The sequence below is a fragment of the Haloplanus salinarum genome (assembly GCF_024498175.1).
Lineage (GTDB): Archaea > Halobacteriota > Halobacteria > Halobacteriales > Haloferacaceae > Haloplanus > Haloplanus salinarum.
Map to the genome: position 1 here is coordinate 190,029 of NZ_CP101823.1, position 24,624 is coordinate 214,652.

Here is a 24,624-nt window from a genome sequence, read left to right on the forward strand (position 1 = left end):
GTCCCCGCCGCGTCGAGGGCCGCCGCCGCGATCAGGCGAACGCCCGCGAGACGCTCTCGTCGGTCGATTCGGCGCTGATCTTCTCCCACGCGGAGACGAAGTCGTCCATGTAGATCTCGGTCCGGTCGTCGCGGATGGCGAACATCCCGGCCTCGGTACAGATCGCCTTGATATCCGCACCGGACGCGTCGGTCGCCACGTCGGCCAGTTCCACGAAGTCCACGTCGTCCGCGACGTTCATGTTGCGGGTGTGGATCTTGAAGATGATCTCGCGGCCCGCGTGGTCGGGTTTCGGCACCTCGATGAGGCGGTCGAACCGGCCGGGACGCAGGATCGCGGGATCGAGCATGTCGAAGCGGTTGGTCGCCGCGATGATGCGGACGTCGCCCCGCTCCTCGAAGCCGTCCATCTCCGAGAGCAGTTGCATCATCGTCCGCTGGACCTCGGCGTCGCCGGAGGTCTTCGAGTCCGTCCGCTTCGACGCGATGGCGTCGATCTCGTCGATGAAGAGGACGGCGGGCTCGTTCTCGCGGGCCACCTCGAAGAGGTCCCGGACGAGCTTCGCTCCCTCGCCGATGAACTTGTGGACGAGCTCGGAGCCGGCCATCTTGATGAAGGTCGCGTCGGTCTGGTTGGCGACGGCCTTCGCGAGCATCGTCTTCCCGGTGCCCGGCGGCCCGTGGAGGAGCACGCCCGACGGGGGGTCGATGCCCACCTGCTCGAACATCTCGGGGCGGTCGAGGGGCATCTCGACCGTCTCGCGGACCTCCTGCATCTGTGTTTCCAGGCCGCCGATGTCCTCGTAGGTCACGTCGGGACTGTGGTCGACCTGCATGACGCGGGCCCGCACGTCGGTCTCCTTGTCGAGACGCTTGACGACGGACAGCGAGTTGTTCACCGCCACCCGCGAGTCGGGCTCCAGGTCCGTCCGCATCTCCTCGGTGACCTCCGTCAGGGCCTCCTGGTTGTTGCCGTGCTGTTTGATGATGACGCCCTCGTCGGTCAGTTCCTGCACCGTCGCGACGAACAGCGGCGACTGCTTGAGCTTCTTGTTCTCGTGGGTCAGCCGCTCCAGTTTCTGCTGGTACTTGTTGTTCTCCGCGTTCGCGTCCAGCAGCTTGTCGCGCATCTCCTCGTTTTGCCCCTCCAACACGTCCAGCCGCTCGCGGAGGGCCTCTATTTTTTCCTGCTGCGACGCCGCCTCCTCGTCGTACGGGAGGTCGACATCGTCCACAGTGTCGGTCATCGTCCCGTTTAAGGCGCAGACTCATAAGAGACTTCGGGTGGGCGCGGCCTTCGCCGTGACTCGGCCCCGAATCGACCCGGACCTCCGCCAATATATTACTATGAAAAATAATATTCGATAGCAAATATTATTATCCTGTATGCCCCATCGAGAGGTAAGATGAGTACGACCGAGACAGTCGCTCCGGACGCGGAATCGGATCGGTGGGCGGACGTCCGCGATCTCCCACCGAGCGCGAAGCTCGTCGCGAAGGTACTGGACTACAACGAGACGCTGAGCCAGAGTCAGCTAGCCGAGGAGACGCTCCTCCCGCCGCGGACGGTTCGCTACGCGCTCACGCGACTGGAGGACGCCGGCGTCGTCGAGTCCCGGTTCTCCTTTTCCGACGCCCGCAAGCGGCTCTACTCCCTGAAGGTTTAAGTCCGAACGGGCGACCACCGCCAGCCGTGACCGACGACGTCCGCGACGCGCTTCGCTCCCTGGCGACCGACGAACCCCCCGCCCCGGCCGCGACGGTCGACGAGGCCGTCTCGGCGCTCGACGACGTGCGCGCCCTGGCGGCGTTCGTCGACGACGGCGGGATCGACCGGCTCCGCCGCGCCGTCGCGGCCGCGGAACGGGAGGGGGCGGAGAGGACTGCTCGCCGGGGGCGGCGGGCGCTCGCGACCATCGATCGCTGTCGGACGGCGGCCGCCGACCACTTTCGCTCCGGTCGCGGAACGGTTTTGAGTGCCGACGATCAACCTCCCGAGCGATGACACGGGTGATCCACACCGGCGACACCCACGTCGGTTACCGTCAGTACCACTCGCCGGAGCGCCGGCAGGACTTCCTCGACGCCTTCGAGGCGGTGATCGACGACGCCGTCGACTCACAGTCGACGGGCAATCGGACGGGGTCCGACGGGACGGTCGACGCCGTGATCCACGCCGGCGACCTCTTTCACGACCGCCGTCCGGACCTCCCCGACCTCCTCGGCGTCCTCTCCGCGCTCCGCCGCCTGGCGGCCGCCGACGTGCCCTTCCTCGCCGTCGTCGGCAACCACGAGGCGACCCGCGGGGAGCAGTGGCTCGATCTCTTCTCGGATCTCGGGCTGGCGACCCGCCTCGGCGCCGAGCCGACGGTCGTCGGCGACACGGCGTTCTACGGGCTCGATCACGTCCCTCGGTCCCGCCGCGACGAACTCGACTACGACTTCGCCCCCCACGACGCCGACGCGGCCGCTCTGGTGGGCCACGGCCTGTTCACCCCCTTCCCGCACGCCGACTGGGACACCGAGACGGTACTCGACGAGGCGACGGTCGACTTCGACGCCGTGTTGCTCGGCGACAACCACGTCGCCGACACCGCCCGCGTCGACGGGACGTGGGTGACGTACTGCGGCTCGACCGAGCGGGCCAGCGCCGACGAACGCGACGCCCGCGGCTACAACCTCGTGGAGTTCGGATCCGACGCGGGCGGCGACGCGACCGTCGACGTCCGCCGGCGCTCGCTCGACACCCGCCCGTTCGTCTTCGTCGACGTGGAACTCGCCGCGGGCGAGGGGGTCGATCGGGTCCGCGAGCAGGTGCGCCAGCACGACCTGACCGACGCCGTCGTCGTGGTGTCGATCACCGGCGAGGGCGACCCCGTCACCCCCGCCGCAGTCGAGGAGGCGGCGCTCTCGGCGGGCGCCCTCCTCGCTCGTGTCACCGACCACCGTGCCGTGGGCGGCGATACCGACGCGACCGATACCGACGTGGAGTTCGGCGACCCCGACGCCGCCGTCCGGGAGCGCGTCCGCGAGATGGACCTCTCCCCGACCGCCCGCCGTCTCGACGAGACGGTGCGGGACGGCGCGCTCCCGGACTCGAACGTCCGCGACCGGGTCGCCTCGCTCGTCGACGACGCCGTCGCGGAGGGATCACTCGCCGACGCCGCGGACGCCGAGGACGCCGACGCCGAGACGAACGCCGCGGACGCACGGAACGGTGCGTCCGACGACCAGGTCTCCATGGAGGACTTCCAGTGAGGTTCGATCGGATCCGCCTGCGGAACTTCCGTCCCTACGCCGACGCTGACCTCGACCTCCGGGACGGCGTGACGGTGATCCACGGGCTCAACGGAAGCGGGAAGTCGTCGTTGCTGGAGGCGTGTTTCTTCGCGCTCTACGGGTCCAAGGCGCTGGAGGGGACGCTCGACGAGGTGGTGCGAAACGGGGAGACGGAGGCCGAAATCGACCTGTGGTTCACCCACGACGACGCCGCGTACCACGTCCACCGTCGACTCCGGCAGTCCGGCGACCGGACCTCGACGGCGGACTGTACCCTCGACGGCCCCGACGTGACCGTCGAGGGCGCACGCGACGTCCGCGGGTTCGTCGCCGACCTGCTCCGCATGGACGCCGAGGCGTTCGTCAACTGCGCGTACGTCCGGCAGGGCGAGGTGAATCAGCTCATCAACGCCTCCCCCGACCAGCGACGGGACGTCATCGACGACCTCCTGCAACTGGGGCGGCTGGAGGAGTACCGGGAGCGCGCCGCGACCGCCCGCTTGGGCGTCGAGGACGTCCGCTCGGGCAAGCGGGGTGAACTCGAGAAGGTGGAGTCACAGATCGAGGCGAAGGAGGACCGGAACCTCCACGCCCGTCTCGACGACTTGGAGGGCGAGCTCGCCGACGTGACCGAGCGGATCGAACACTACGAGCGACAGCGCGAGAAGGCCGAGCGGACGAGAAGCGAGGCGACTGCGATCCTCGAGGAACACGAGGCAAAGCGGGAGCGACTCGACGCCATCGAGGGCGACATCGCGGACCTCGAGACGGCGATCACGGAGGCCGAGGACGAACGCGAGTCGATCCGGGAGTCGATCCGCGAGGCGCGCGAACGGATCGCCGACCTCGAAGCCGACCTCGAGGAGCGCCGCGACGCCGCGGGGCTCGACGAGGCGACGGCGTCGGCGGTCGAACGTCGGCGGGCGGAACTGGACGATAGCGAGGAGTCGATCCGCGAGGCCAAGAGCGAAGCGAACGCGTCGGCGACGGGGCTGCGAAACCAGGCGACGAACCTCGCGGAGAAGGCCGACGACTTGGCCGACCGAGCCGACCGCGCCGAGAAGCGGGCCGCGGAGCTACGCGAGGCGGCGGAGGCGGCCACGAATGCGGCCACGGACCACGAGGAACGGATCGAGGACCTCGACGCCGAGGCGACCGACCTGCGCGCCCGGTTCGAGGACGCGCCGGTCGATCGAGGCGAGGCCGCCGACCGACGGTCGGCGCTCCGTGACCGCCGCGCGGAGCTCCGGGAGCGGATCGCGGAACTCGAGGCCAAACGCGAGGCGGCCGCGGAGCGGGTCGCCGAGGCGGAGGAACTACTGGCGGCCGGCAAGTGTCCCGAGTGTGGACAGCCGGTCGAGGAGTCGCCACACGCCGACCGGATCGAGACGGACCGCGAACGGGTCGCGGAGCTGGACGCGGAACTGGAGTCCGCCCGCGAACGGGTCGCGGAGCTCGACGACCGGATCGAGATCCTCTCCGATCTCGCCGAGGCCGAAACGCGCCTCGACGAACTCGCCGAGGAGCGCGAACGCCTCGCCGAGCGGGCGGCCGAGAAGCGGGACGAGGCGGCGGACCGACGGGAGGAGGCCGAGGAGCACGAGTCGGAGGCGGCCGACCTGCGCGAGCGGGCGGAAGAGACTCGGGAGGTCGCGGCCGAGAAACGCGAGGAGGCCGCCGAGGCCGAGGAACGCGTCGAGGAGTCGACCGCCGAACTGGAGGCCCTCGCCGAGACGCGGGCGGCGGTCGACGCCGTGGCGTCGCGGCTGGACCGTATCGCGGACCACGAGGACGAGATCGAGCGCCTGCGCGGCGAGGCGGAGCGGATCGAGGAGACGAACGACGAGCGTCGGGAACGGCTGGCCGAGAAGCGGGAGCGCCGCGACGAGTTGCGCGAGGCGGTCGACGGGGAGGCCATCGAGGCGGCCCGGGAGAACAAGGAGAAAGCCGAGGAGTACCTCGCGGAGGTCGACGAGGAACTCGATCGGCTGGCGTCGACCCGCGACGACCTGCAGACGAAGATCGGTGGGGTGCGGAACGAACTCGACGCGCTGGAGTCGCTCCGAGCGGAGCGCGACGCCCTCGCCGAGCGGGTGGCAGCCCTGGACGACCTCCACGCGGAGGCCGAACGGCTGGAAGCCATGTACGGTGACCTGCGCGCGGAGCTCCGCCAGCGGAACGTCGAGACGCTGGAACGCCTCCTGAACGAGACGTTCGACCTCGTCTACGGCAACGACGCCTACGCGCACCTGCGGCTCGACGGCGACTACGAACTCTCGGTGGTCCAGAAGGACGGGAGCGAACTCGACCCCGCCCAGCTGTCGGGCGGCGAGCGTGCGCTGTTCAACCTCAGCCTCCGGTGTGCCATCTACCGACTGCTGGCCGAGGGCATCGACGGCGCGGCGCCGATGCCGCCGCTCATCCTCGACGAACCGACGGTCTTCCTCGATGCGGGCCACGTCTCGCGGTTGGTCGACCTCGTCGAGGAGATGCGCGAGATGGGCGTGGCTCAGATCGTGATCGTCAGCCACGACGAGGAACTCGTCGGCGCCGCCGACGACCTCGTCCGGGTCGAGAAGGACCCCCGGACCAACCGGTCGACGGTGTCGCGGTCGCATCCGGCCGCCATCCCCGAGGAGTGATCCGGACCGTCGGCCCCGGGTAGCGGCGATCGGTTCACTCCGTCCCGCGGAGGGTCCGCACCGCCTCGCGGGTCGTCTCGGTCGCCTCGTAGCCGCGCTCGCCGGCGACCTGCGTCCCGGCGACCAGCCCGGCCGCCCGGAACTCGGCGAGCAGACCGTGAAGGTCGCTCTCACAGAGGTCGTAGGCGTCGAGGAGCGTCCGGGCGGCGACGGGGCCGCGGTCCACGAGTTCGACGAGGAGGCCGAGCGCCCGGTCGTTCGGCACCGCGGTGAGGACGCGCCGGGCCGGCGTGGGGATCCCCTCGGCGGCGGTCCGGAGTGGCTCGGTTTCGGCGTCGGCGTGTAGATCGGCGTTGGGCAGGTAGCGCTCGGTGCCCGTCGCCGGATCGCGGACGAGACTCGACTCCGCCGATCGCTTCACGAGCAGGTACCGGTTGCCCTCGTCGTCCCGGACGCTTCGCATGGTCCACACGAGGCGATCGGTGGGGTTAGGGGTTGTGTTCGTCGGCGTCCGTCCCGTCGTCGTCGTCGCTCCGTCGCCGGAAGGTCCGATAGTGGTGATAGACGCGCAGTCCGGCCACGGCGCCGATCAGGACGAGGACGAGGCCGGTCCGCCACTCTCCCCGGAACCCAACGAGCATGGGGGCGAAGGCGAGACAGAACACCGCCACGTTGGCCATGAGGACGCTCCGCCAGAACAGTCCCCGAACCTCGGGGTCGATGTCGCTCGGATCGACGTCCGGGGTCGGAGCGGTCGGCGCGGTCGGTGGATCGGGGCCGAGGTCCTCCGCACGCAGCTCGGCGGGCGCTTTCTCGGCGTCGTCGTCCCACGCGTCGTCGTCGCCCCACGGATCGGACGGCACGCTCTCAGAGAGCGAGCGCGGCGACAAAAGGGGTTCGCTTGCCGGATTCAGGCGAGTTCGTAGATGGGCACCGCCGTCGACGACTCCACCCACGCGAGCGGGTTCTCCGCGTCGTACAGTACCGTTCCGTCCTCGACCTCGTACGCCTCGACGGTGTCGATCCCGTCGTGATCCGGACGGCGTTCGTCCGCACTGTCCCACCGGCCTGCGTCGACGTGGTCGGACATCGTCACGCCGCTTGGTAAGAAATCACATGGTATATGTCTTTCCGTCGTGGCAGCGTTTCCGCGGCGGAGTGGCTGGGTTTTTATCCGGAAGTCCCGAAGTGAGCGGCATGGAACAGGCGGAGCTTACGGGCTCTTGGGGAGCCGACGACGCCGACAGGCCCGAGGCGGAGGCGATGGCCGTCGCCGGCGACGTCAGCCAGTCGGTCACCGAAGTCGTCGACGCGGCGGACCTGAAGTTTCCGGACCCCGAGGGGGCGGTCGACCTCGCGGTCACCCAGGTCGACTACACGGTCGAGGGACAAGGTGCCGACGAGTACCCCGTGGTGCACGTGTTCGGCCGGACGCCGGACGGCGACGCCGAACACGTCCGCGTCCTCGGGTTCGAGCCGTACTTCTACGCGCCGACGGCGAGCCTCGACGACGACGACCTTGACCGCGACGTGATCACGCGCACGGAGACGGGTTACGAGAGCATCCGTGGCGAGGACCTGACGAAGATCTGTACCCGGACGCCCCGCGACGTGGGGGCGATCCGCGACGAGTTCGACCACTACGAGGCGGACATCCTCTTTCCCAACCGGCTGTTGATCGACAAGGACATCGGGAGCGGGGTTCGCGTCCCCGTCCGCCGGCTGGAGAGCGGGGCGATCCAGGTGCCACACGACGAACTCGAACCCGTCGACGTCCCCACGGATCTGCGGGTGAACACCTTCGACATCGAGGTGGACGACCGCTCCGGGTTCCCCGAGGACGGGGAGGAGGCCATCGTCTGTCTCACGAGTCACGACTCCCGCCGCGACGAGTACGTCGCGTGGCTGTACGAGGCACCGGTGGGGTCGGGCGTGGCCCCCGCGGCGCTGGACGACTACGACGGTCTGGAGGACGACGTGACCGCCGAGATCAGGGCCTTCGAGTCCGAGGCGGCGATGCTCGATGCCTTCCTCGGCTACATCGAGGAGACGAACCCGGACGTGCTCACGGGGTGGAACTTCGAGGACTTCGACGCCCCCTACCTCATCGACCGGCTGGAGACGCTGGGCAAGCGACCGGACGTGGACCACGACCTGAACCCCGACCGCCTCTCGCGGATCGGCGAGGTGTGGCGAAGCGACTGGGGCGGCCCCACGATCAAGGGACGGGCCGTCTTCGACCTGCTCTACGCCTACAAGCGGACCCAGTTCACCGAACTGGAGTCCTACCGGCTGGACGCAGTCGGCGAGATGGAACTGGGCGCGGGCAAGGAACGCTATCCGGGCGACATCGGCGACCTCTGGGAGGACGACCCCGAGCGACTGCTGGAGTACAACCTCCGGGACGTGGAACTCTGTGTCGAACTCGACCGCAAGCGCGACATCATCTCCTTCTGGGACGAGGTGCGGACGTTCGTCGGCTGTAAGTTGGAGGACGCGCCGACGCCGGGCGACGCCGTCGACGTCTACGTCCTCCACAAGGTCCACGGCGACTTCGCGCTCCCCTCGAAGGGGCGAGCCGACGCCGAGGACTACGAGGGCGGTGCCGTCTTCGACCCGATCACGGGGATCAAGGAGAACGTCAGCGTACTGGACTTGAAATGTTTCAGTGCGGATACGGACGTCCTGACTCCGGACGGTGAGCGAAACATCGCCGAACTGGAGGTCGGCGATCCGATATACACGCTGAATCCGGACACGTTTGAGTGTGAGGTCAACCCCGTCGAGGAAACCCACCAGTACGAGAACCGGTTCGGTGAGCTCCACCACCTCTCGGGCAACACCCACGATCTGAAAGTCACCGAGAACCACCGGTTCCTCTACTCGAAAGAGCGCGGCTGGGACGACCAGCGGCCGTCCGACTTCACCTTCGACGAGTACCGAGAGATCCCGGAGAACGAACGGTTCGCGTTCCCACAGCACGAGCCGATGGACGGTCGATCACCCGAAACCTTCGATCTGATCGACGAGGTCGAGGGAGGACAGGTCGTCGTCTATACCGACGACGATCTCCGATCGTTCAGAGCCACACTCCCCGAGGACGTCACCACCTCGATGGAACTCGTGCACGGTTCATCGTCGACGATGGGGATCCAGAAGGCGGTCGGCAAGTACCTGATTCCCGTCGAGACGTACCGTACCCACCGTTCCCTCGTCGACCGACACGCGGACGAGGTGTTTCTCAAATACGGGAAACAGCACTGCGAGACGCCACTATCCTTCGAGATGGACGACTGGCTGGCGCTCGTTGGCTGGTTCGTCACTGAGGGGAGCGTTGACCACGCTGGGGGACGCATCACGATTCACCAGGAAGGCCGGACGGAGCGGGAGGCGATTCGAGACCTACTCGACCGGTTGGGTATCGATCACAACGTCGACGAGCGGGGAATCAACGTTTCGAACCGGTATCTTCTAGAGTGGTTCGCCGACAACTGCGGCGAGGGATACACCGACAAGCAGCTCCCCGAGTGGGTGTTCGACTTGGACGGCGAGCTCCTGTCGCGGCTCCTCGATACGATGATTCGAGGCGATGGGCGGTACACCGATTCCGGCCTGGCCAAATTCTGGACGAAGAGTGACGAACTCAAAGCCGGCATCGTCGATGTCGCGGTCCGATGTGGGCACAAGCCGACGGTCTCTAAGCAGGCGGACGGGACTTGGTACGTTTCCGCCGGCAAGCGCGGTTCGTTCAAGAAGGCGACGAACGCGACGGTCGAGGATCACGACGGCGACGTGTACTGCGTTACTGCGGCCGACAACCACGTGGTCTTGGCCGGTCGTAACGGGAACTACCAGTGGGTCGGCCAGTCGCTCTACCCGATGTGCATGGTGACGATCAACGCGTCGCCCGAGACGAAAGTCGACCCCGAGGACTACGACGACGACACCTACCACGCACCCAACGGGACCCACTTCCGGAAGGAACCGGACGGCGTCATCCGGGAGATGGTCGACGAGTTGCTCGAAGAGCGCGAACAGAAGAAAGCCGAGCGCAACGACCACGACCCCGACAGTCAGGCCTACGAGCAGTACGACCGGCAGCAACAAGCTGTCAAGGTCATTATGAACTGTTTCACGTCCGACACCGACGTGTTGACGCCCGACGGCGTCCGAAATATCCGGGATCTCGAGGTCGGTGACGAGGTGTACTCGCTCGACCCCGAGACGCTGCGGATGGAAGTCAAGCCCGTTACCGAGACGCACGCGTATCCGAACTACCGGGGCGACCTCGTCGACATCGAGACGAGCAAAATCGACTTCAGCGTCACGCCGAACCACCGGATGCTCGTCCGGAAGGACGATACGAACGGCGAGTCGTGGGAGGACTTCCGATTCGTCGAGGCCGGCGATCTGAACGAGTCGTCACACTACGAACTACCGCACGGTTGGGAGGGTCCGGACGGTGGGCGACTGGAGACGGTCGATCTAACCGAGTTGCTGGACGGCGACTACGAGGTGTGGGCGAACAACGACGTACACGGACACACCCTCGCCGCCGAAGTCGGCCACTACCCGGACAAGATGGAGAAACAGGGTTCCGATGGGACGGGTTACGTCTTCTCGGCGACCGAGTTCGAGGAGCACCGCGAGTATCTGAACGAGTGCTGTTCCGAGTTCTACGTTCACGCCGAACGGGGCCGGAAGTGGATTCCGCGCTTTTACGATGGCGACGACTTCCTCGAACTGCTCGCGTGGTACGTCACCGAAGGGTCGGTGTACACGTCCGAAGACAAGCAGTTCGGGGAGCAGTTCAGAGGTAGTGCCACGACGATCAAGCTTGCACAGGAGGCGGTTGCCGACGGCGGCGAGGGTGACGGCCACACCGCAATCGGCGAGTTGCTGGACCGACTCAGCTTCGACTACTACGTCGACGACCGGAGCTACCAGGTCACCTCACGATTGCTCGGCCGGTGGCTCGAAGATACGTGTGGCAAGAACAGCTTCGAGAAACGGATTCCCGAATTCGTCTTCGAGGCCAGCCGCGAGCAGAAGGAGCGATTCCTCGACACGCTCATCGCAGGCGACGGCGACCGGCAGGTGAACAGTTGGCGATACACCACGTCGAGCGAACGACTCCGAGACGACGTGTTGCGCCTCTGTGCGCACGTCGGGCTGACCGCCAGCTACAACCGCGACAGCGGATCGTGGCGCATCTACTGCACCGAGGACGCAAAGAACAGTTTCCGGATGCACCGGTCGGGAGGTCAGAGTACCGCCGACGATGGTGCGTACTGTGTCACCGTCGCGGACAACAATACGCTCCTCGCGGGCCGGAACGGTAGATTCCAGTTCGTCGGGCAATCGCTCTACGGCGTTCTGGGGTGGGACCGCTTCCGCCTCTACGACCGGGAGATGGGCGCGGCCGTCACCGCCACCGGACGGGACGTCATCGAACACACCCAGTCCGCGGCCAACGACGTGGGCTACGAGGTGGCCTACGGCGACACGGACAGCGTCATGTTGGAACTCGGGGAGGACGTGGAGTCCGAGGACGTCCCCGACGAGGTTCGGGAGGCCCACCCCGAGATGAGCGAGTCGGAACTCCGACAGGTCGCCGGCGCCATCGAGACGGGGTACGAACTCGAGGAGTCGATCAACGACTCCTACGACGAGTTCGCGCTGGAGGAACTCAACGCCCACGAACACCGCTTCCAGATCGAGTTCGAGAAGCTTTACAGACGCTTTTTCCAGGCAGGGAAGAAGAAACGCTACGCGGGCCACATCGTCTGGAAGGAGGGGAAACACGTCGACGACATCGACATCACGGGTTTCGAGTACAAGCGCTCGGACATCGCCCCGATCACCAAGGAGGTCCAGCGACGCGTCATCGAGATGATCGTCACGGGCGAGGACGTCGACGACGTCGAGGAGTACGTCCACGACGTCATCGAGGACTTCGAGGCCGGAAACGTCGACCTCGACGACGTGGGCATCCCGGGCGGCATCGGCAAGCGACTGACCGCCTACGACACCGACACCGCGCAGGTCCGGGGGGCGAAGTACGCCAACCACCTGCTCGGCACCAACTTCCAGCGCGGCAGCAAGCCCAAGCGACTGTACCTGAAGAAGGTCCACCCCGAGTTCTTCCGACGGCTGGAGGCCGATGAGGGGTTCGACCCGCAGACCGATCCGCTCTACGGCGAGTTCAAGCGTGATCCGGACGTGATCTGCTTCGAGTACGCCGATCAGATCCCGGACGCCTTCGAAGTCGACTGGGACAAGATGCTCGAAAAGACGCTCAAGGGGCCGATCGCCCGGGTCATCGAGGCGCTCGGCCTCTCGTGGGACGAGGTGAAAAGCGGCCAGCGACAGACCGGTCTCGGCCAGTTCTGAAAGCTGATTTCTACATCTCGAAACAATAGTTACTGTTGTCGGAACTCGAAGGGGGAGAATGCGTAAGCATTATGCGTGTTACACCCCAGTCACTCGATAGGGACATGGCAACATTACAGATCAACAACCTTCACGCGAAAGTCGCAGAAGAGGACGGCGAGAGTATCCTTCGTGGCGTCGATCTCACGGTCGAATCGGGCGAGATTCACGCCCTGATGGGACCGAACGGCTCGGGTAAGTCGACGACCGCGAAGGTGATCGCCGGCCACCCGGCCTACGAGGTCACCGAGGGCGAGATCACGCTCGTCCTCGACGACGAGGACCTGGCCGACGTCGACGAGGAGGTACCCCCCGAGAAGCGCGAGTGGGACCTGCTCGATCTCGAACCGAACGAGCGCGCCGCGCTCGGCATCTTCCTCGGGTTCCAGTATCCGGCGGAAATCGAGGGCGTCACGATGACGAACTTCCTCCGACAGGCGCTCAACGCCAAACACGAGGAGCGCGAGGAACTGTTCGAGGACGAGGACGACGAGGCAACCGAGGACGAGGACGACGCCGGCTACGACACCTCCCCGATGGAGGGTGAGGCCGACGACGGCGAGATCGGTGTCGCCGAGTTCCAGCAGCTCCTGAAGGAGAAGATGGAGCTGCTGGACATGGACGAGAAGTTCGCACAGCGCTACCTCAACGCCGGGTTCTCCGGCGGCGAGAAGAAACAGAACGAGGTGCTCCAGGCGGCGATCCTCGAGCCGTCGGTCGCGGTGCTCGACGAGATCGACTCGGGCCTGGACATCGACCGCCTGCAGGACGTCTCCAAGGGGATCAACGCCCTCCGTGACGAGCAAGGCACCGGGGTCCTCCAGATCACGCACTACCAGCGGATCCTCGATTACGTCGAGCCCGACCACGTCCACGTGATGATCGACGGCGAGATCGCCGAGAGCGGCGGTGCGGATCTGGCCCGGAAGCTCGAGGACGAAGGCTACGACTGGGTCCGCGAGCAGGTCTACGGGACAGCGTAATACGGCTACACCCACAACACAACACCATGAGCTCAGATCAAGACCATCTCAAAGAGACGGACACCGAGGCTCGCTTCGAGTTCAAGAAGGAGGAGCGCTCCTCCTTCCAGGCCGACAAGGGCCTGACCGAGGAGACGATCCGCGTCATCTCGGAGGACAAGGGCGAACCAGAATGGATGCTGAAACGCCGGCTCCGGGCCCTGGAACAGTTCCAGGAGATGCCCATGCCGACCGACTGGCCGGGCCAGCCCGACCTCTCCGAGGTCGACGTGGACGAAATCGTCCCGTACATCCGCCCGGACGTCGAGACGCGCGAGAGCGTCGACGACTGGACGGACCTGCCGGACGACATCAAGGACACCTTCGACAAACTCGGCATCCCCGAGGCCGAGAAGAACGCCCTCTCGGGCGTCGGCGCCCAGTACGAGTCCGAAGTCGTCTACCAGAACATGCAGGAGCAGTGGGAGGACAAAGGCGTCATCTTCTGTAACATGGACGAGGCCCTTCGGGAGCACGAGGAACTCGTCCGCGAGCACTTCATGACGAAGTGCGTGCCGCCGAGCGACAACAAGTTCGCGGCGCTCCACGGCGCCATCTGGTCCGGCGGCTCGTTCGTCTACGTCCCCGAGGACACCGTCGTCGAGATGCCGGTCCAGGCGTACTTCCGGATGAACTCCGAGGGGATGGGCCAGTTCGAGCACACGCTCATCATCGCCGAGGAGAACTCGGAGGTCCACTACATCGAGGGTTGCAGTGCCCCGAAATACTCCGCGTTCAACCTCCACTCCGGCGGCGTCGAGGTGTTCGTCGACGATGGTGCCCACGTCCAGTACTCCACGGTGCAGAACTGGTCGAAGAACACCTACAACCTGAACACCAAGCGCGCCCTCGTCGAGGGCGACGGTCGCATGGAGTGGATTTCGGGATCGATGGGGTCGAAGGCGACGATGCTGTACCCCTCGACGGTGCTCAAGGGTCGCGGCGCCTCCGACAACCACATCACCATCGCCTTCGCGGGCGAGGGGCAAAACATCGACACCGGGGCGAAGGTGTACCACAACGCCCCGGAGACGAAATCGACCATCGAGTCGAAGAGCGTCGCGAAAGACGGTGGCCGCACCAACTACCGCGGCCTGGTCCACATCGCCGACGGCGCGTCGGACTCCTCGACCAGCGTCGAGTGTGACGCGCTGATGTTCGACAACGAGTCCACCAGCGACACCATGCCGTACATGGAGATCAACGAGTCCGCCGTCGACGTGGCTCACGAGGCGACGGTCGGAAAGATCGGTGACGAGGACGTCTTCTACCTCCAGAGCCGTGGCCTGGACGACGACGACGCCAAGCAGATGATCGTCTCCGGCTTCATCGAGCCGATCACGGAGGAACTACCGATCGAGTACGCGGTCGAACTCAACCGTCTCGTCGAACTCGAGATGGAGGGGAGTCTCGGATAATCATGAGTGCGCAGGTACCAGCGGACCTCTCGGAAGCGACGGTCCACGAGATAGCCGACAGCCGCGACGAGCCGGACTGGCTCCGCGAGACGCGCCTGAAGGCGCTCAAGGCCCTCGACCACCTCGAGATGCCCGACGTCATCCAGACGCCCGGGCGTCGGTGGACCGACCTCGAACAGCTCGATTTCGCCGAACTGGCGGACCCGCTGACCCAGTCCGACGACACCGAACGGCTCACCGACGAGGGCGTCGAGGTGCTCTCCTTCGACGACGCGGTGGCGGAACACCCCACGCTCCTCGAAGCGAAGTTCGGCTCGATCATCGACCCCGAGACCGACTACCTGACGGCGCTGTCGGTGGCGCTGTTCACCACCGGCACGTTCGTCTACGTGCCCGAGGGCGTCGACGCCGAGGACGTGACGATCCGGACCGACATGAACTCCCGGTCGCTGTTCAGTCACACCCTCGTCGTCACCGAGGACTCCTCGTCGGTGACGATCCTCGAACGGATCGACTCCGGCGACGACGTCGACGGCGCGCGCTACTACAGCAACCTCGTCGAGGTCGACGCCGGCGAGAACAGCTACGTCCAGTACGGCTCGCTCCAGACGCTCGACGAGGACACCTACAACGTCACGCGCAAGCGCGGCGACGCGGGCGTCTACTCGACCATCGACTGGATCGAGGGCAACATCGGCTCGCGGCTCACCCGCTCGGACATCGAGACGGAGCTCAACGGCGACAGCTCCGAGAGCCAGATCGTCGGGGCCTTCTTCGGCCACGACGACCAGCACTTCGACGTGAACGCGCGGGTTTGGCACCAGGCCGAGCACACGACGGCCGACCTCGTCACCCGCGGCGTCCTCGACGACACCGCCCGATCGGTGTACGAGGGCGTCCAGGACGTGGGTCGCGAGGCGTGGGACACCAACTCCTACCAGCGCGAGAACACGCTCATGCTGAGCGACGACAGCGAGGCCGACGCCTCGCCGAAGCTCATCATCAACAACCACGACACCGAGGCCTCCCACTCCGCGACGGTCGGACAGGTCGACCAGGAGGACCTGTTCTACCTCACCTCGCGGACGATTCCCGAGCGGCAGGCACGGAACACCCTCGTCGAGGGCTTTTTCGTCCCCGTCCTCGAGGAGATCGAGGTCGAGGAGCTCCGCGAGGACCTCGAAGCGGAGATCACGGCTCGCCTGCGCGAGTAGGCGGTCACGGGCCGCAGGGAACGCCTTAAGTTCCCCTCGCCCCGATTGCTTCGTATGATCGTCCCGACCACACACGTTCGGAGGTGGCAGCCGTTCCGATGAGCGTCAGCCATCGGGTCGGCTCCGACCACCAGCTCGCCCGCCTCCTCCAGATCGGGATCGTCCTCGAGGAGGTCGTCGAGGCGCGGGCACACCACCACTACCAGTCGCTCGGCGCCGACCGGGAGCTCGACCCCGAAATCGAGACCTTGCTGGCCGACGCAGCCGAGGAGTCGGCCGCACACCGGGAGCGACTGGAGGACGTGATCGCCGACCTCGACGCGGAGTCGATCCCGTTCGAGGACATCGAGACGCTCGTCGAGGCCCAGTACGCCCAGACCAAACCGGACGATTTCGACGGCGTCCTCTACGATCAGCTCTGTAACGAGGAGACGGCGTACAAGTTCTACGACGACCTCGTGTCGGCCATCGAGGCCAGCGACGCGCGGTTCTCGGTGGATCGGGACCGACTCCTCGACACCCTGCGAGCCATCCGGCAGGACGAGGCCGACGGCGTCGAAGACGTAACGAAGATCATGGAGACACGCGATTAGCGATGAACACGGCAGACCAGTACCTCAAGGCGATCTACCTGATCCAGGAGATGGAAGACGGCCCGGCGGCGACGGGGACGCTCGCGGACATGCTCGACGTGAGCCCCGCCAGCGCCAACGAGATGATCGGCAAACTCGAGAGCCGGGACCTCGCGGAACACGAGAAGTACAAGGGGGTTCGCCTCACCGACGAGGGGATCGCTCGCGCCCGCGACGCGATCCAGACGTACTGCATCATCGAGCGGTTCCTCGCGAACGTCCTCGACGTCGAGGAGTTCCGCGCCGAGGCCCGTGAGCTCGAGGCCGTCATCGACGACACGGTGGCCGACCGCCTCGACACCATCATCAACCGCAACCCCAACTGTCCGGACTGCTTCGACGCCGAAACCGACGCCTGTCGGGAACTCGAAATCGAGTGCGAGCGCCCGGCGGACTGACGGAACGGCTGGATTTATACCGCGTGACCGTCGAGACGGGAACGCCGTGGTCCCACGGTGAGGGTGCAGGGCACCCGAGTCTCGCGGGACGAACGGAGTGCAGTCCCGTGGTGTAGTGGCCAATCATCTGGGCCTTTGGAGCCCAGGACGGCGGTTCGAATCCGCCCGGGACTATTTTTCAATGAAGAATACAGAGAAAATAATTCCGGCGCCGGTCACTACGCATCTTCGTCCGTCCGGAACTCGAACCGCGCACCGCCCTCGCGGCCCTCGGTGACGGAGACGGTCCAGCCGTGTGCGTCGGCGATCCGTTCGACGATGGCCAGTCCGAAGCCGGTGCCGTCCGAGGCGGTCGTGAACCCGCGCTCGAAGACGTCGTCGCGTTCGTCCGGCGGGATGCCGGGGCCGTCGTCCTCGACGGCGAAGCCGGGGGAGAAATCGAGCGGGCTGACCCACACGTGGAGGCCGTCGTCGGGATCATCAGTGGAGCCGTGTTCGACGCTGTCACCGGCTTCGCCGGTTTCCCGAGGGATCTCCGATCCCTCGCTGTCGCCGGACTGCGTCCGGCTGCTCGTGGAGCCATGCTCCACGCTGTTCCGAAACAGGTTGGCGAGCAGTTCCCGGAGCTGGTCGGGGTCGGCGTCGACCGCGATGTCCTGTACCGACAGTTCGGCGTCCGGAGCGTCGATGCCCGTCCACGCCTCGGTCGCGGCACTCTCCAGGGAGACGGGTTCGGGGTCGATCACTCGCTGTCCGTGTTCGGCCATCGTCAGCAGGTCCTCGATCAGCGTCTCCATCCGATCGACGGTGTCGCCGATGCTCGCACAGAGGTCGTTGACGGCCGCGGCGTCGACGGTGTCCGCGGGACCGTCTGCCGCCGACTCCCGGTCGACGGTCGCGCGGAACTGCTTGAGTTCGGCGTCGAGTGCGGCGAGCGGGTTCCGGAGGTCGTGGGCCACCGTCTCGCCGTACTGCTTGAGTCGGTCGTTCTGTGCCTCCAGTTCGCGTTCGTAGGCCTTGAGTTCGCTCACGTCGCGGTTGATCGCGACGAAGCCGGTGATCTCGCCGTCGTCGTCGCTGATCGGGGCGATGGTCTGGTCGACGACGTACTCGCTCCCGTCCTTGCGTTCGTTGACGACCTCGCCCTGCCAGACGTCGCCGTCGCGGATCGTCTCCCAGAGGTCGTGGTAGAACGCCTCGTCGTGTGTCCCCGACTGGAGCAGCGCGGGCGTCTGCCCGATGGCCTCCGCCGCCGAGTAGCCGGTGACGGACTCGAAGGCGTCGTTGACGTACTCGATCCGGCCCTCGGCGTCGGTGATGAGGACGCTGTGTCCCGCGTGGGCCACCGCGCTCCGGAAGCGTTCGAGGTCACGCTCCTGTCGCTTGCGCTCGGTCGCGTCCCGGACCGTGTTCACCTGGTAGGGTTCGCCGTCGATGCGCACCCGCGAGGTGACGACCTCGACGGGAACGCACTCGTCGGTGTCGAGACGTCCGATCCGCGTGTCGTAGATGCGCCGCTCGCCGTCCTCGAACGACGACCAGTACGCCGGGAACCGCGACCGATCGAGCCGCGGATCCAGCGAGCACATGTGGTGTTCCCGGAGTTCGTCGCGATCCGTCCCGAACTGCTCGGCGAGGCGTTCGTTGACGTACGTCGCGTAGCCGTCGGCGTCGTAGGTTCCGATGCCGATCCCCGCCTGGTCGATGGCGCGCTTGAGGAACGTCAGGTTCAGTTCGCGCTCCTTGCGCGCCGTGATGTCGCGGTTGATCGCGACGTAGCCGATGGCCTCATCGTCACCGTCGCCGTCGTCGTCGCTGATCGGGGCGATGGTCTGGTCGATGACGTACTCGCTCCCGTCCTTGCGTTCGTTGACGACCTCGCCCTGCCAGACGTCGCCGTCGCGGATCGTCTCCCAGAGGTCGCGGTAGAACGCCTCGTCGTGTGTCCCCGACTGGAGCAGCGCCGGACTGCGACCGAGCGCCTCCGACTCCGTGTAGCCGGTGACGGACTCGAAGGCGTCGTTGACGTAGGTGATCCGGCCGTCGGCGTCGGTGAGCAACACGACGTGGCCGGCGTGTTCGACGGCGCTCCGGAACTGGCGGTTGCGGCGCTCGCGCCGGGCCCGGGTCTCGGCGCGTTCGGTGGCGTCGGCAACGAGGGACCCCGCCGTCGTCAGGGCCTCGGTCGTCCGCTCGTCGAGCGCGTCCGCCCGGTGCGTGGCCACGTGGAGCACGCCCGTTACCGTCCCGTCGTCGCGGAGGGGGACGGCCGCGGTCGCACCGCCCTCGTCGCCCGGTGTGTCCCCGCCGCCACGCTCGACGGCGACCTCGCCGGTCCGGATCGCCCGTCCCGTCGCCCCCGCGTCGGCCGGGACCTCGTCCCCGGAGTAACCCGCGTCGTCGCCGGCCGCCGCTCGACGCGTGACGACGTCCCGTTCGGGGTCGTGGTCGCCGATCCAGACGGCGGCGTACGGGCCGGCGTCCGCGACGGCCTCGCAGACGCGTCGGTCGACCTCGCTCCGGGTCTCCGCCGCGGCGAGCGCTCGGCCGACGGCCTCGACGAGCCGATACGCCCGCTCGGCGCTCGCGGCCCGCCGCGCCGCCCGTTGTCGCTCGACGGCGCCGTCCACCCGGTCGGCGAGCGATTTCGCGTCCGGGTCCGTCAGGACGACGGACCGATCGTCGGCGAGCCCGTCGGCCTCCGTCGCCGCGACGACGAGTACCGGCAGGTCGCCGACCGCCGCCCGCACCGCCGTCAGGGACGCGTCGTCCTCGACGACGACACAGTCGAACGCGGCCTCGGCGAGTCGGACGCTCGCGTCCGCGGCGTTCGTCACCGTCTCGACCGTACAGTCGGTCCACGGTTCGAACCGGACCGTCGGCGACTCGTCGACGACGTGGAGGACGCGACCCGGTTCGGTCGTTCCGCTCATGGCGTCCGATTGGCCAGGTGCGGTAAATAACCCCTGAACGTTCTCAACGACTGGCGACGATCCGGCGAACCGCGACGGCCGCCGGTCACCACCGTTTTGCGTCGGGCGGGCGAACGCTCCCCGATGGAACGGCTCCCCCGCGACCTCGCCGTCTGTGGCACGTTCGCGTTGGTGTCGGGGCTGGTGCTGTGGCCGCCCGGTGCCGTCTACTGGACCGCCGTTGCGACGGTCGTCGGCGAGGCCCCGACGATCGGACTGGTCCTCCTCGTGGCTGTCGCCCTCGGCGCCGCCTTCGGTCGCGTGACCCGGATCGGCGTCCCCCGGTTCCTGGGCGGCGGCGTCCCGGCCTACGTCGTCGGCATGGTGGCGATCCGTCTCGTCGTCGCTCCCGACAGTCCGGCGCACCTGCTCTGGTACGCCGGCCTACTTGCCTGTCTCGGCGGCGGCGTCGCGCTCGATCGGTACGTCCGGCACGCGTCGGCGACCCCCTGATCGGGGAGAGACGTCGAACTCACAGCGCGCGCTCGATATACCGGTTGACGGCGTGCACGCGGTCCTGGCGGAACGTCCACACGGCCTCCCACGCGTCGTCGCCGACCCGTTCGGCCACGAGCGCCGCCGACCGTGCGTCCCCGTCGTCCGTGTGGTGGACGACGAACCAGGAGGAGCGAAACTCCCCGGTGTAGCCCGCGTGGACGACGCCTGGGAACGACTCCGGCGGCACCCAGTCCGGGACGCCGTAGACGTGGACGTCGACGTCGGCCGTCCCGAGCCGTCGGTACACCTCTCGGGTGCCCCGCTCGTCGTCGAGTCTGGACAGTCGCTGGAACGACGACCGCAGCCGCCCGGCGCCGTGCTCCCAGGCGAGTCGCTCGATGTACCGCGATATCGCGATGAGCGGCAGCTTCTCCGAGTGAGCCGCCGGGTAGCCACGGACCCTGAACGGCGTCTCCGCCAGCCCTTCGAGGACCGCCGGCATCGTCACGTCCTCGAGTGCCCTCGTCCCGGTCACGTAGAGGTCGGAGTTGACCAGGAGCAACTCCTCTTCGAGTGCCTGCAGCGGCGACGAGGCGATCACCTCCCGGTCGTCGTCGAGGAGCAACACCACGTCCGCCTCGGCGTCGGGAACGTCCAGTTCCTCGACGTCGACGTGCTGTTCGGCGAACAGCTCCTCCAGCATTTCCTGGATCGGTCGCGGACGGGTCCGATTCACGACCGCCAGCGACCGATCGGCGACCGGTCCCCGCTCGATGAACGACGCGAGTGAGTCCGGCGGGTCGATCATCCGTCGTCGCGTCCGGCCAGCGGGTGGATACCGTTCGTCCTCCGGTGCGTGTCCGTCGACGGGCACGGCCAGTTGCCCGCCCCGCAATCAGTCGGTCCGTGGGTCGTCACGGGGTGCCTCCTGACACTCTTCGAGGTGTTCGGGGAGGGTTTCGACGCGGTTCCCACAGAACGGGCATTGGGTTCGCATGTGGGTTCTCAGGGAACATTGCTCACGATGCGGTTTGAGACTCCCGATCAAATTATCGGATCTGGTAACCAGGGACCGAAGTCCCCGCAGTCGGCGCCGGGACCGTCCCCGGACCGCGACGCGTCTACGGGCGCTTGAGCGCGCCGTCCTCGTCGAAGAGGCTGTGGCTGTCCTTGGGTTCGCCGGGGTACTCCCGGGCGGCGTCGGGGTCGAACGTCACGCCCAGGCCCGGTTCGTCGGGCACCTCGATGCTTCCGTCCTCGACGGTGAAGTCGTGGTCGATGATTTCGTCGGCCCAGTCGACGTCGCGGCTCATGTGTTCGAGGACTTCGAGGTTCTCGATCCCCGCACACAGGTGCACCGAGGCGGCCGTACTGACTCCCGCGTTCGGGTTGTGAGGCGCGACCGTCATGTACCGGGATTTCGCCATCGACGCCGCGTGTTGGACCTCCTGGAGGCTCCCGTAGTTCGTCACGTCGGGCTGGACGATGTCACAGGCCTGCTTGCGGACGACGTCCTCCATCGTCTCGTTGTTGTAGATGCGTTCGCCGGTGGCGACGGGCATGTCGACGTGTTGGGTGACGTCGGCCATCACCTCGCGGTCCTCGAGTTCGACCGGCTCCTCGAGGAACATGATGTCGTACTCGGAGAGCGCCTCGGCGACTTCGATGGCGCCCCGACGGGTGAACCGGCCGTGGCAGTCGAGGCCGATGCCGACGTCCCAGCCGACGGCGTCGCGCACGGCCTCGAGGAGGTCGGCCACCTCGTCGAGCTGGTCGTCGGTGAGCGAGTACTCGTAGTGGGCGAAGGGATCGCACTTCAGGGCCGGATACCCGGCGTCGATGGCCTTCTTCGCGTGGTGGGCGTAGTTCTCGGGCGTGCGCTCGCCGATGTGCCAGCCGTTCGCGTAGACGGGAATCTCGTCACGGACCTTGCCCCCGAGGAGTTTCCAGACGGGTTCGCCGTAGTGTTTGCCGGCGATGTCCCACAGGGCGATGTCGACGGCCGCGGCTACGGCGTTGATGAGTTTTCCGCCGCGCCAGGCGAAGGGATAGCGGCGGAGTTTCCGGCTGATCCCCTTCCGGTTCAGCGGGTCCTCGCCGATCACGTAATGTTTGTGCGCCTCGGCGGTGGCCTCCAGCGCAGCGGTCAGCCCCTCCCCGCTCAGAGCCTCGCCGACGCCCGTAATCCCGGTGTCGGTGGTGACTTGGACGAAAAACCAGTTGCGCCAGTCCGCGTCGACGACGAACGTCTCCACGTCAGTGACTCGCATACCCGATGACGACCGAAGACGATGATACCTTTTTCGGTCGCCCGCCGGCGGTCGTCCGCGTTCCGACGGCGTGGGACAAAGTTTATCCCCGGTGCGGGGGTGGGTAGGCCCATTCACACCATGACCGATATCCGAGGGATCGTCCCCCCACTCGTGACGCCGTTCGCCGAGGACGGCAGTATCGCCGACGACCGACTCCGCGACCACGTCGACTTCCTGATCGAGGCCGGCGTCCACGGCCTCTTTCCCGGCGCCTCGATCGGCGAACTGTCGAACCTGAACACCGACGAACTCGAACGGGTGACGGCCACCGTCGTCGACCGGGCCGACGGGTCGGTTCCGGTCTACGCCGGCGTCGGCGCCAGCGGGACGCTCGAAGCCGTCGAACGCACGCGGCGGGCGGACGCCGCCGGGGCCGACGGCCTCGTCGCGATCACCCCCTTCTTCCTCGAAACGGACCAGGAGGGACTGTACGACCATTACGCCCGTATCGCCGACGCGACCGACCTCCCGATCCTCCTCTATCACCTCCCCGACATGACGGGACAGACCTTCGCGGTCGACACCGTGGCCGACCTGGCCACCGCCTTCGACAACGTGGTCGGCCTGAAGGACAGCAGCGGCGACCTCACGTGGGGCTCCCGCATCATCGGGAACACGCCCGACGAGTTCGTCTACCTCCAAGGGCTCGGCTCGTTGCTCCTGCCCAGTCTGGTGCTCGGGGCCGACGGCGGCGTCACCGGCACCGCCAACGTCGCGCCGGAGCCCTTGCTCGACGTCTACGAGGCCTACCGTGCCGGCGACCTCGACCGCGCCCGGACGACGCAGGTCGAGACGGTCACGCCGCTCGCCGACGCGCTCATGGGCGGGACCTTCCCCGCCGCGTTCAAGCAGGGCGCACGGCTCGCCGGGCGGGATCTGGGCGTTCCGCGACCCCCCATCCAACGCCTCTCCGAGTCCGAACGGACGGAGCTGCACGAGGTCATGGACGAACTCGACCTCCTCGCGTCGGGGTAGCCGCCCGCTCGCCCCCACGATTGATGTCCCTGGCGGCGAGAGGCCGAACCGATGTCCGTACCGTCACTGACCCTGCCGAGCGGAGACGAACTGCCGGTCGTCGGCCTCGGGACATGGGACCTCGACGACGACGCCGTCCGCGGGTCCGTCCGCGCCGCCCTCGACGGCGAGTACACGCACGTCGACACGGCCGAGGGCTACCACAACGAGGCCGCCATCGGCGACGTGCTGGCCGACTACGAGCGCGAGGACCTGTTTCTCACCTCGAAGGTCCTCCCCAAGAACCTCAACTACGGGAACGTCGTCCGGGCCTGCGAGCGAACCCTCGATCGGCTCGGCACCGACTACCTCGACCTGTACCTGATCCACTGGCCGAACCCGGCCATTTCGCTGCGCGAGACGCTCGACGCCATGGAGACGCTCCACGACCGGGGGAAGATCCGGAACGTCGGCGTGTCGAACTTCACCGGCTACCAACTCAGTAACGCGCTGCACGTTAGCGACGTCCCCATCGCCGTCAACCAGATCGAGTTCAACCCGCAGTTCCAGCGACACGACCTCGTCGAGTACTGCCAGTCCGAGGGCGTCGTCGTCGAGGCCGCCGCCCCGCTCGCTCGGACGGCCTGTCTCGACGACGAGACCATCCTCGAACTCGCCGAGGCGTACGACCGGACGCCCGCACAGATCGTGCTCCGGTGGGCCGTCGAGAAGGATATCGTCGTCCTCCCCAAGTCGAGTTCGGCCGCTCACGTCGCGGAGAATATCGACCTCTTCGGGTGGGAACTGGACCCCGCGGACCACCGCCGGATCGACGAACTCGACCGAGGGGAGCCGGTCTACGACACCCTCACGCGGGACTGGTCGCGGGACGTCTACGGCGTGCCGAAATAA

At 67.0% G+C, this 24,624-nt stretch carries 20 protein-coding genes and 1 tRNA gene; 14 read left to right on the plus strand and 7 right to left on the minus strand.

Annotated features, from left to right (window positions below):
* Positions 1–31: 31 nt before the first annotated feature.
* Positions 32–1,246: a proteasome-activating nucleotidase Pan1 gene (gene pan1, locus NO364_RS01025; RefSeq protein ID WP_157689346.1), complete on the minus strand. Its 1,215-nt coding sequence runs from the start codon at positions 1,244–1,246 to the stop codon at positions 32–34.
* Positions 1,247–1,405: 159 nt separating this feature from the next.
* On the opposite strand from pan1, the gene NO364_RS01030 reads away from it, so the two are divergent.
* Genes NO364_RS01030 through rad50 form a run of 4 tightly spaced genes read left to right on the plus strand, consistent with a single transcriptional unit; the run spans position 1,406 to position 5,920 of the window.
* Complete coding sequence (locus tag NO364_RS01030; RefSeq protein ID WP_157689345.1) at positions 1,406–1,666, plus strand: MarR family transcriptional regulator; 261 nt, start codon at positions 1,406–1,408, stop codon at positions 1,664–1,666.
* Between the two features lie 26 nt (positions 1,667–1,692).
* Positions 1,693–2,004 (plus strand): DUF7966 family protein, encoded by a 312-nt coding sequence (locus NO364_RS01035; protein WP_157689344.1) that lies wholly within the window; start codon positions 1,693–1,695, stop codon positions 2,002–2,004.
* Entirely contained in the window at positions 2,001–3,257 is a 1,257-nt protein-coding gene (gene mre11, locus NO364_RS01040) for a DNA double-strand break repair protein Mre11 (RefSeq protein WP_257628294.1), read from the plus strand. The genes NO364_RS01035 and mre11 overlap by 4 nt, the downstream gene beginning before the upstream one ends.
* Positions 3,254–5,920, plus strand: a complete 2,667-nt coding sequence (gene rad50, locus NO364_RS01045) for a DNA double-strand break repair ATPase Rad50 (RefSeq protein WP_157689342.1) — start codon at positions 3,254–3,256, stop codon at positions 5,918–5,920. The genes mre11 and rad50 overlap by 4 nt, the downstream gene beginning before the upstream one ends.
* 34 nt (positions 5,921–5,954) lie before the next feature.
* On the opposite strand, the gene NO364_RS01050 is transcribed toward rad50, so the two are convergent.
* From NO364_RS01050 to NO364_RS01060, 3 genes are read right to left on the minus strand one after another with little or no spacing between them, the layout of a single operon-like run.
* Complete coding sequence (locus tag NO364_RS01050; protein ID WP_157689341.1) at positions 5,955–6,383, minus strand: DUF7346 family protein; 429 nt, start codon at positions 6,381–6,383, stop codon at positions 5,955–5,957.
* A gap of 25 nt (positions 6,384–6,408) precedes the next feature.
* On the minus strand, positions 6,409–6,783 hold the full coding sequence (locus NO364_RS01055; protein WP_257628295.1) for a DUF7322 domain-containing protein: 375 nt from the start codon (positions 6,781–6,783) through the stop codon (positions 6,409–6,411).
* Between the two features lie 47 nt (positions 6,784–6,830).
* Positions 6,831–7,010: a DUF7331 family protein gene (locus tag NO364_RS01060; protein WP_157691111.1), complete on the minus strand. Its 180-nt coding sequence runs from the start codon at positions 7,008–7,010 to the stop codon at positions 6,831–6,833.
* Positions 7,011–7,117: 107 nt separating this feature from the next.
* On the opposite strand from NO364_RS01060, the gene NO364_RS01065 reads away from it, so the two are divergent.
* The 7 genes from NO364_RS01065 to NO364_RS01095 all read left to right on the plus strand — a co-directional run bounded on the left by NO364_RS01065 (position 7,118) and on the right by NO364_RS01095 (position 17,210).
* The gene (locus tag NO364_RS01065) at positions 7,118–12,313 is read left to right on the plus strand and encodes a DNA polymerase domain-containing protein (RefSeq protein ID WP_257628296.1); all 5,196 of its coding nucleotides are present in this window, start codon (positions 7,118–7,120) and stop codon (positions 12,311–12,313) included.
* A 104-nt stretch (positions 12,314–12,417) separates the two neighbouring features.
* Positions 12,418–13,335 carry an ABC transporter ATP-binding protein gene (locus NO364_RS01070; protein ID WP_157689338.1) on the plus strand — a complete coding sequence of 306 codons (918 nt, stop codon included), beginning with the start codon at positions 12,418–12,420 and terminating at the stop codon, positions 13,333–13,335.
* A 26-nt stretch (positions 13,336–13,361) separates the two neighbouring features.
* The gene (gene sufB / locus NO364_RS01075; RefSeq protein WP_157689337.1) at positions 13,362–14,792 is read left to right on the plus strand and encodes a Fe-S cluster assembly protein SufB; all 1,431 of its coding nucleotides are present in this window, start codon (positions 13,362–13,364) and stop codon (positions 14,790–14,792) included.
* Positions 14,793–14,794: 2 nt separating this feature from the next.
* Complete coding sequence (gene sufD, locus NO364_RS01080) at positions 14,795–16,006, plus strand: Fe-S cluster assembly protein SufD (protein ID WP_157689336.1); 1,212 nt, start codon at positions 14,795–14,797, stop codon at positions 16,004–16,006.
* 98 nt (positions 16,007–16,104) lie between these two features.
* Positions 16,105–16,599, plus strand: coding sequence for a ferritin-like domain-containing protein (locus tag NO364_RS01085; RefSeq protein WP_157689335.1), 495 nt, complete (start codon positions 16,105–16,107; stop codon positions 16,597–16,599).
* 2 nt (positions 16,600–16,601) lie between these two features.
* Positions 16,602–17,036, plus strand: coding sequence for a metal-dependent transcriptional regulator (locus tag NO364_RS01090; protein ID WP_157689334.1), 435 nt, complete (start codon positions 16,602–16,604; stop codon positions 17,034–17,036).
* A gap of 101 nt (positions 17,037–17,137) precedes the next feature.
* Positions 17,138–17,210 (plus strand) — tRNA-Gln (locus NO364_RS01095).
* Between the two features lie 44 nt (positions 17,211–17,254).
* Here NO364_RS01095 and NO364_RS01100 read toward each other — a convergent pair.
* Positions 17,255–19,969 (minus strand): PAS domain S-box protein, encoded by a 2,715-nt coding sequence (locus NO364_RS01100; protein WP_257628297.1) that lies wholly within the window; start codon positions 19,967–19,969, stop codon positions 17,255–17,257.
* A 123-nt stretch (positions 19,970–20,092) separates the two neighbouring features.
* Between NO364_RS01100 and NO364_RS01105 the strand changes: the two genes are divergently transcribed.
* A complete protein-coding gene (locus tag NO364_RS01105; RefSeq protein WP_157689332.1) occupies positions 20,093–20,461 on the plus strand; it encodes a hypothetical protein in 369 nt (122 codons plus the stop codon).
* 19 nt (positions 20,462–20,480) lie between these two features.
* Here NO364_RS01105 and NO364_RS01110 read toward each other — a convergent pair whose 3' ends face one another.
* Both NO364_RS01110 and NO364_RS01115 read right to left on the minus strand, forming a co-directional pair.
* Positions 20,481–21,254 (minus strand): DICT sensory domain-containing protein, encoded by a 774-nt coding sequence (locus tag NO364_RS01110; protein ID WP_157689331.1) that lies wholly within the window; start codon positions 21,252–21,254, stop codon positions 20,481–20,483.
* 313 nt (positions 21,255–21,567) lie between these two features.
* On the minus strand, positions 21,568–22,716 hold the full coding sequence (locus NO364_RS01115; RefSeq protein ID WP_257628298.1) for a mandelate racemase/muconate lactonizing enzyme family protein: 1,149 nt from the start codon (positions 22,714–22,716) through the stop codon (positions 21,568–21,570).
* Positions 22,717–22,836: 120 nt separating this feature from the next.
* On the opposite strand from NO364_RS01115, the gene NO364_RS01120 reads away from it, so the two are divergent.
* Positions 22,837–23,733 (plus strand): dihydrodipicolinate synthase family protein, encoded by an 897-nt coding sequence (locus tag NO364_RS01120; RefSeq protein ID WP_257628299.1) that lies wholly within the window; start codon positions 22,837–22,839, stop codon positions 23,731–23,733.
* 51 nt (positions 23,734–23,784) lie between these two features.
* Complete coding sequence (locus NO364_RS01125) at positions 23,785–24,624, plus strand: aldo/keto reductase (RefSeq protein ID WP_157689328.1); 840 nt, start codon at positions 23,785–23,787, stop codon at positions 24,622–24,624.

What these genes read in the sequence shown, in the direction of transcription:
- NO364_RS01090 (WP_157689334.1), top strand. Translation starts at nt 16,602, where the DNA reads ATGAACACGGCAGACCAGTACCTCAAGGCGATCTACCTGATCCAGGAG.
- sufD (WP_157689336.1), top strand. Translation starts at nt 14,795, where the DNA reads ATGAGTGCGCAGGTACCAGCGGACCTCTCGGAAGCGACGGTCCACGAG.
- sufB (WP_157689337.1), top strand. Translation starts at nt 13,362, where the DNA reads ATGAGCTCAGATCAAGACCATCTCAAAGAGACGGACACCGAGGCTCGC.
- NO364_RS01115 (WP_257628298.1), bottom strand. Translation starts at nt 22,716, where the DNA reads ATGCGAGTCACTGACGTGGAGACGTTCGTCGTCGACGCGGACTGGCGC.
- NO364_RS01030 (WP_157689345.1), top strand. Translation starts at nt 1,406, where the DNA reads ATGAGTACGACCGAGACAGTCGCTCCGGACGCGGAATCGGATCGGTGG.
- NO364_RS01070 (WP_157689338.1), top strand. Translation starts at nt 12,418, where the DNA reads ATGGCAACATTACAGATCAACAACCTTCACGCGAAAGTCGCAGAAGAG.
- mre11 (WP_257628294.1), top strand. Translation starts at nt 2,001, where the DNA reads ATGACACGGGTGATCCACACCGGCGACACCCACGTCGGTTACCGTCAG.
- NO364_RS01120 (WP_257628299.1), top strand. Translation starts at nt 22,837, where the DNA reads ATGACCGATATCCGAGGGATCGTCCCCCCACTCGTGACGCCGTTCGCC.
- pan1 (WP_157689346.1), bottom strand. Translation starts at nt 1,246, where the DNA reads ATGACCGACACTGTGGACGATGTCGACCTCCCGTACGACGAGGAGGCG.
- NO364_RS01085 (WP_157689335.1), top strand. Translation starts at nt 16,105, where the DNA reads ATGAGCGTCAGCCATCGGGTCGGCTCCGACCACCAGCTCGCCCGCCTC.
- NO364_RS01110 (WP_157689331.1), bottom strand. Translation starts at nt 21,254, where the DNA reads ATGATCGACCCGCCGGACTCACTCGCGTCGTTCATCGAGCGGGGACCG.
- NO364_RS01065 (WP_257628296.1), top strand. Translation starts at nt 7,118, where the DNA reads ATGGAACAGGCGGAGCTTACGGGCTCTTGGGGAGCCGACGACGCCGAC.
- NO364_RS01050 (WP_157689341.1), bottom strand. Translation starts at nt 6,383, where the DNA reads ATGCGAAGCGTCCGGGACGACGAGGGCAACCGGTACCTGCTCGTGAAG.
- NO364_RS01125 (WP_157689328.1), top strand. Translation starts at nt 23,785, where the DNA reads ATGTCCGTACCGTCACTGACCCTGCCGAGCGGAGACGAACTGCCGGTC.
- NO364_RS01105 (WP_157689332.1), top strand. Translation starts at nt 20,093, where the DNA reads ATGGAACGGCTCCCCCGCGACCTCGCCGTCTGTGGCACGTTCGCGTTG.
- NO364_RS01060 (WP_157691111.1), bottom strand. Translation starts at nt 7,010, where the DNA reads ATGTCCGACCACGTCGACGCAGGCCGGTGGGACAGTGCGGACGAACGC.
- NO364_RS01100 (WP_257628297.1), bottom strand. Translation starts at nt 19,969, where the DNA reads ATGAGCGGAACGACCGAACCGGGTCGCGTCCTCCACGTCGTCGACGAG.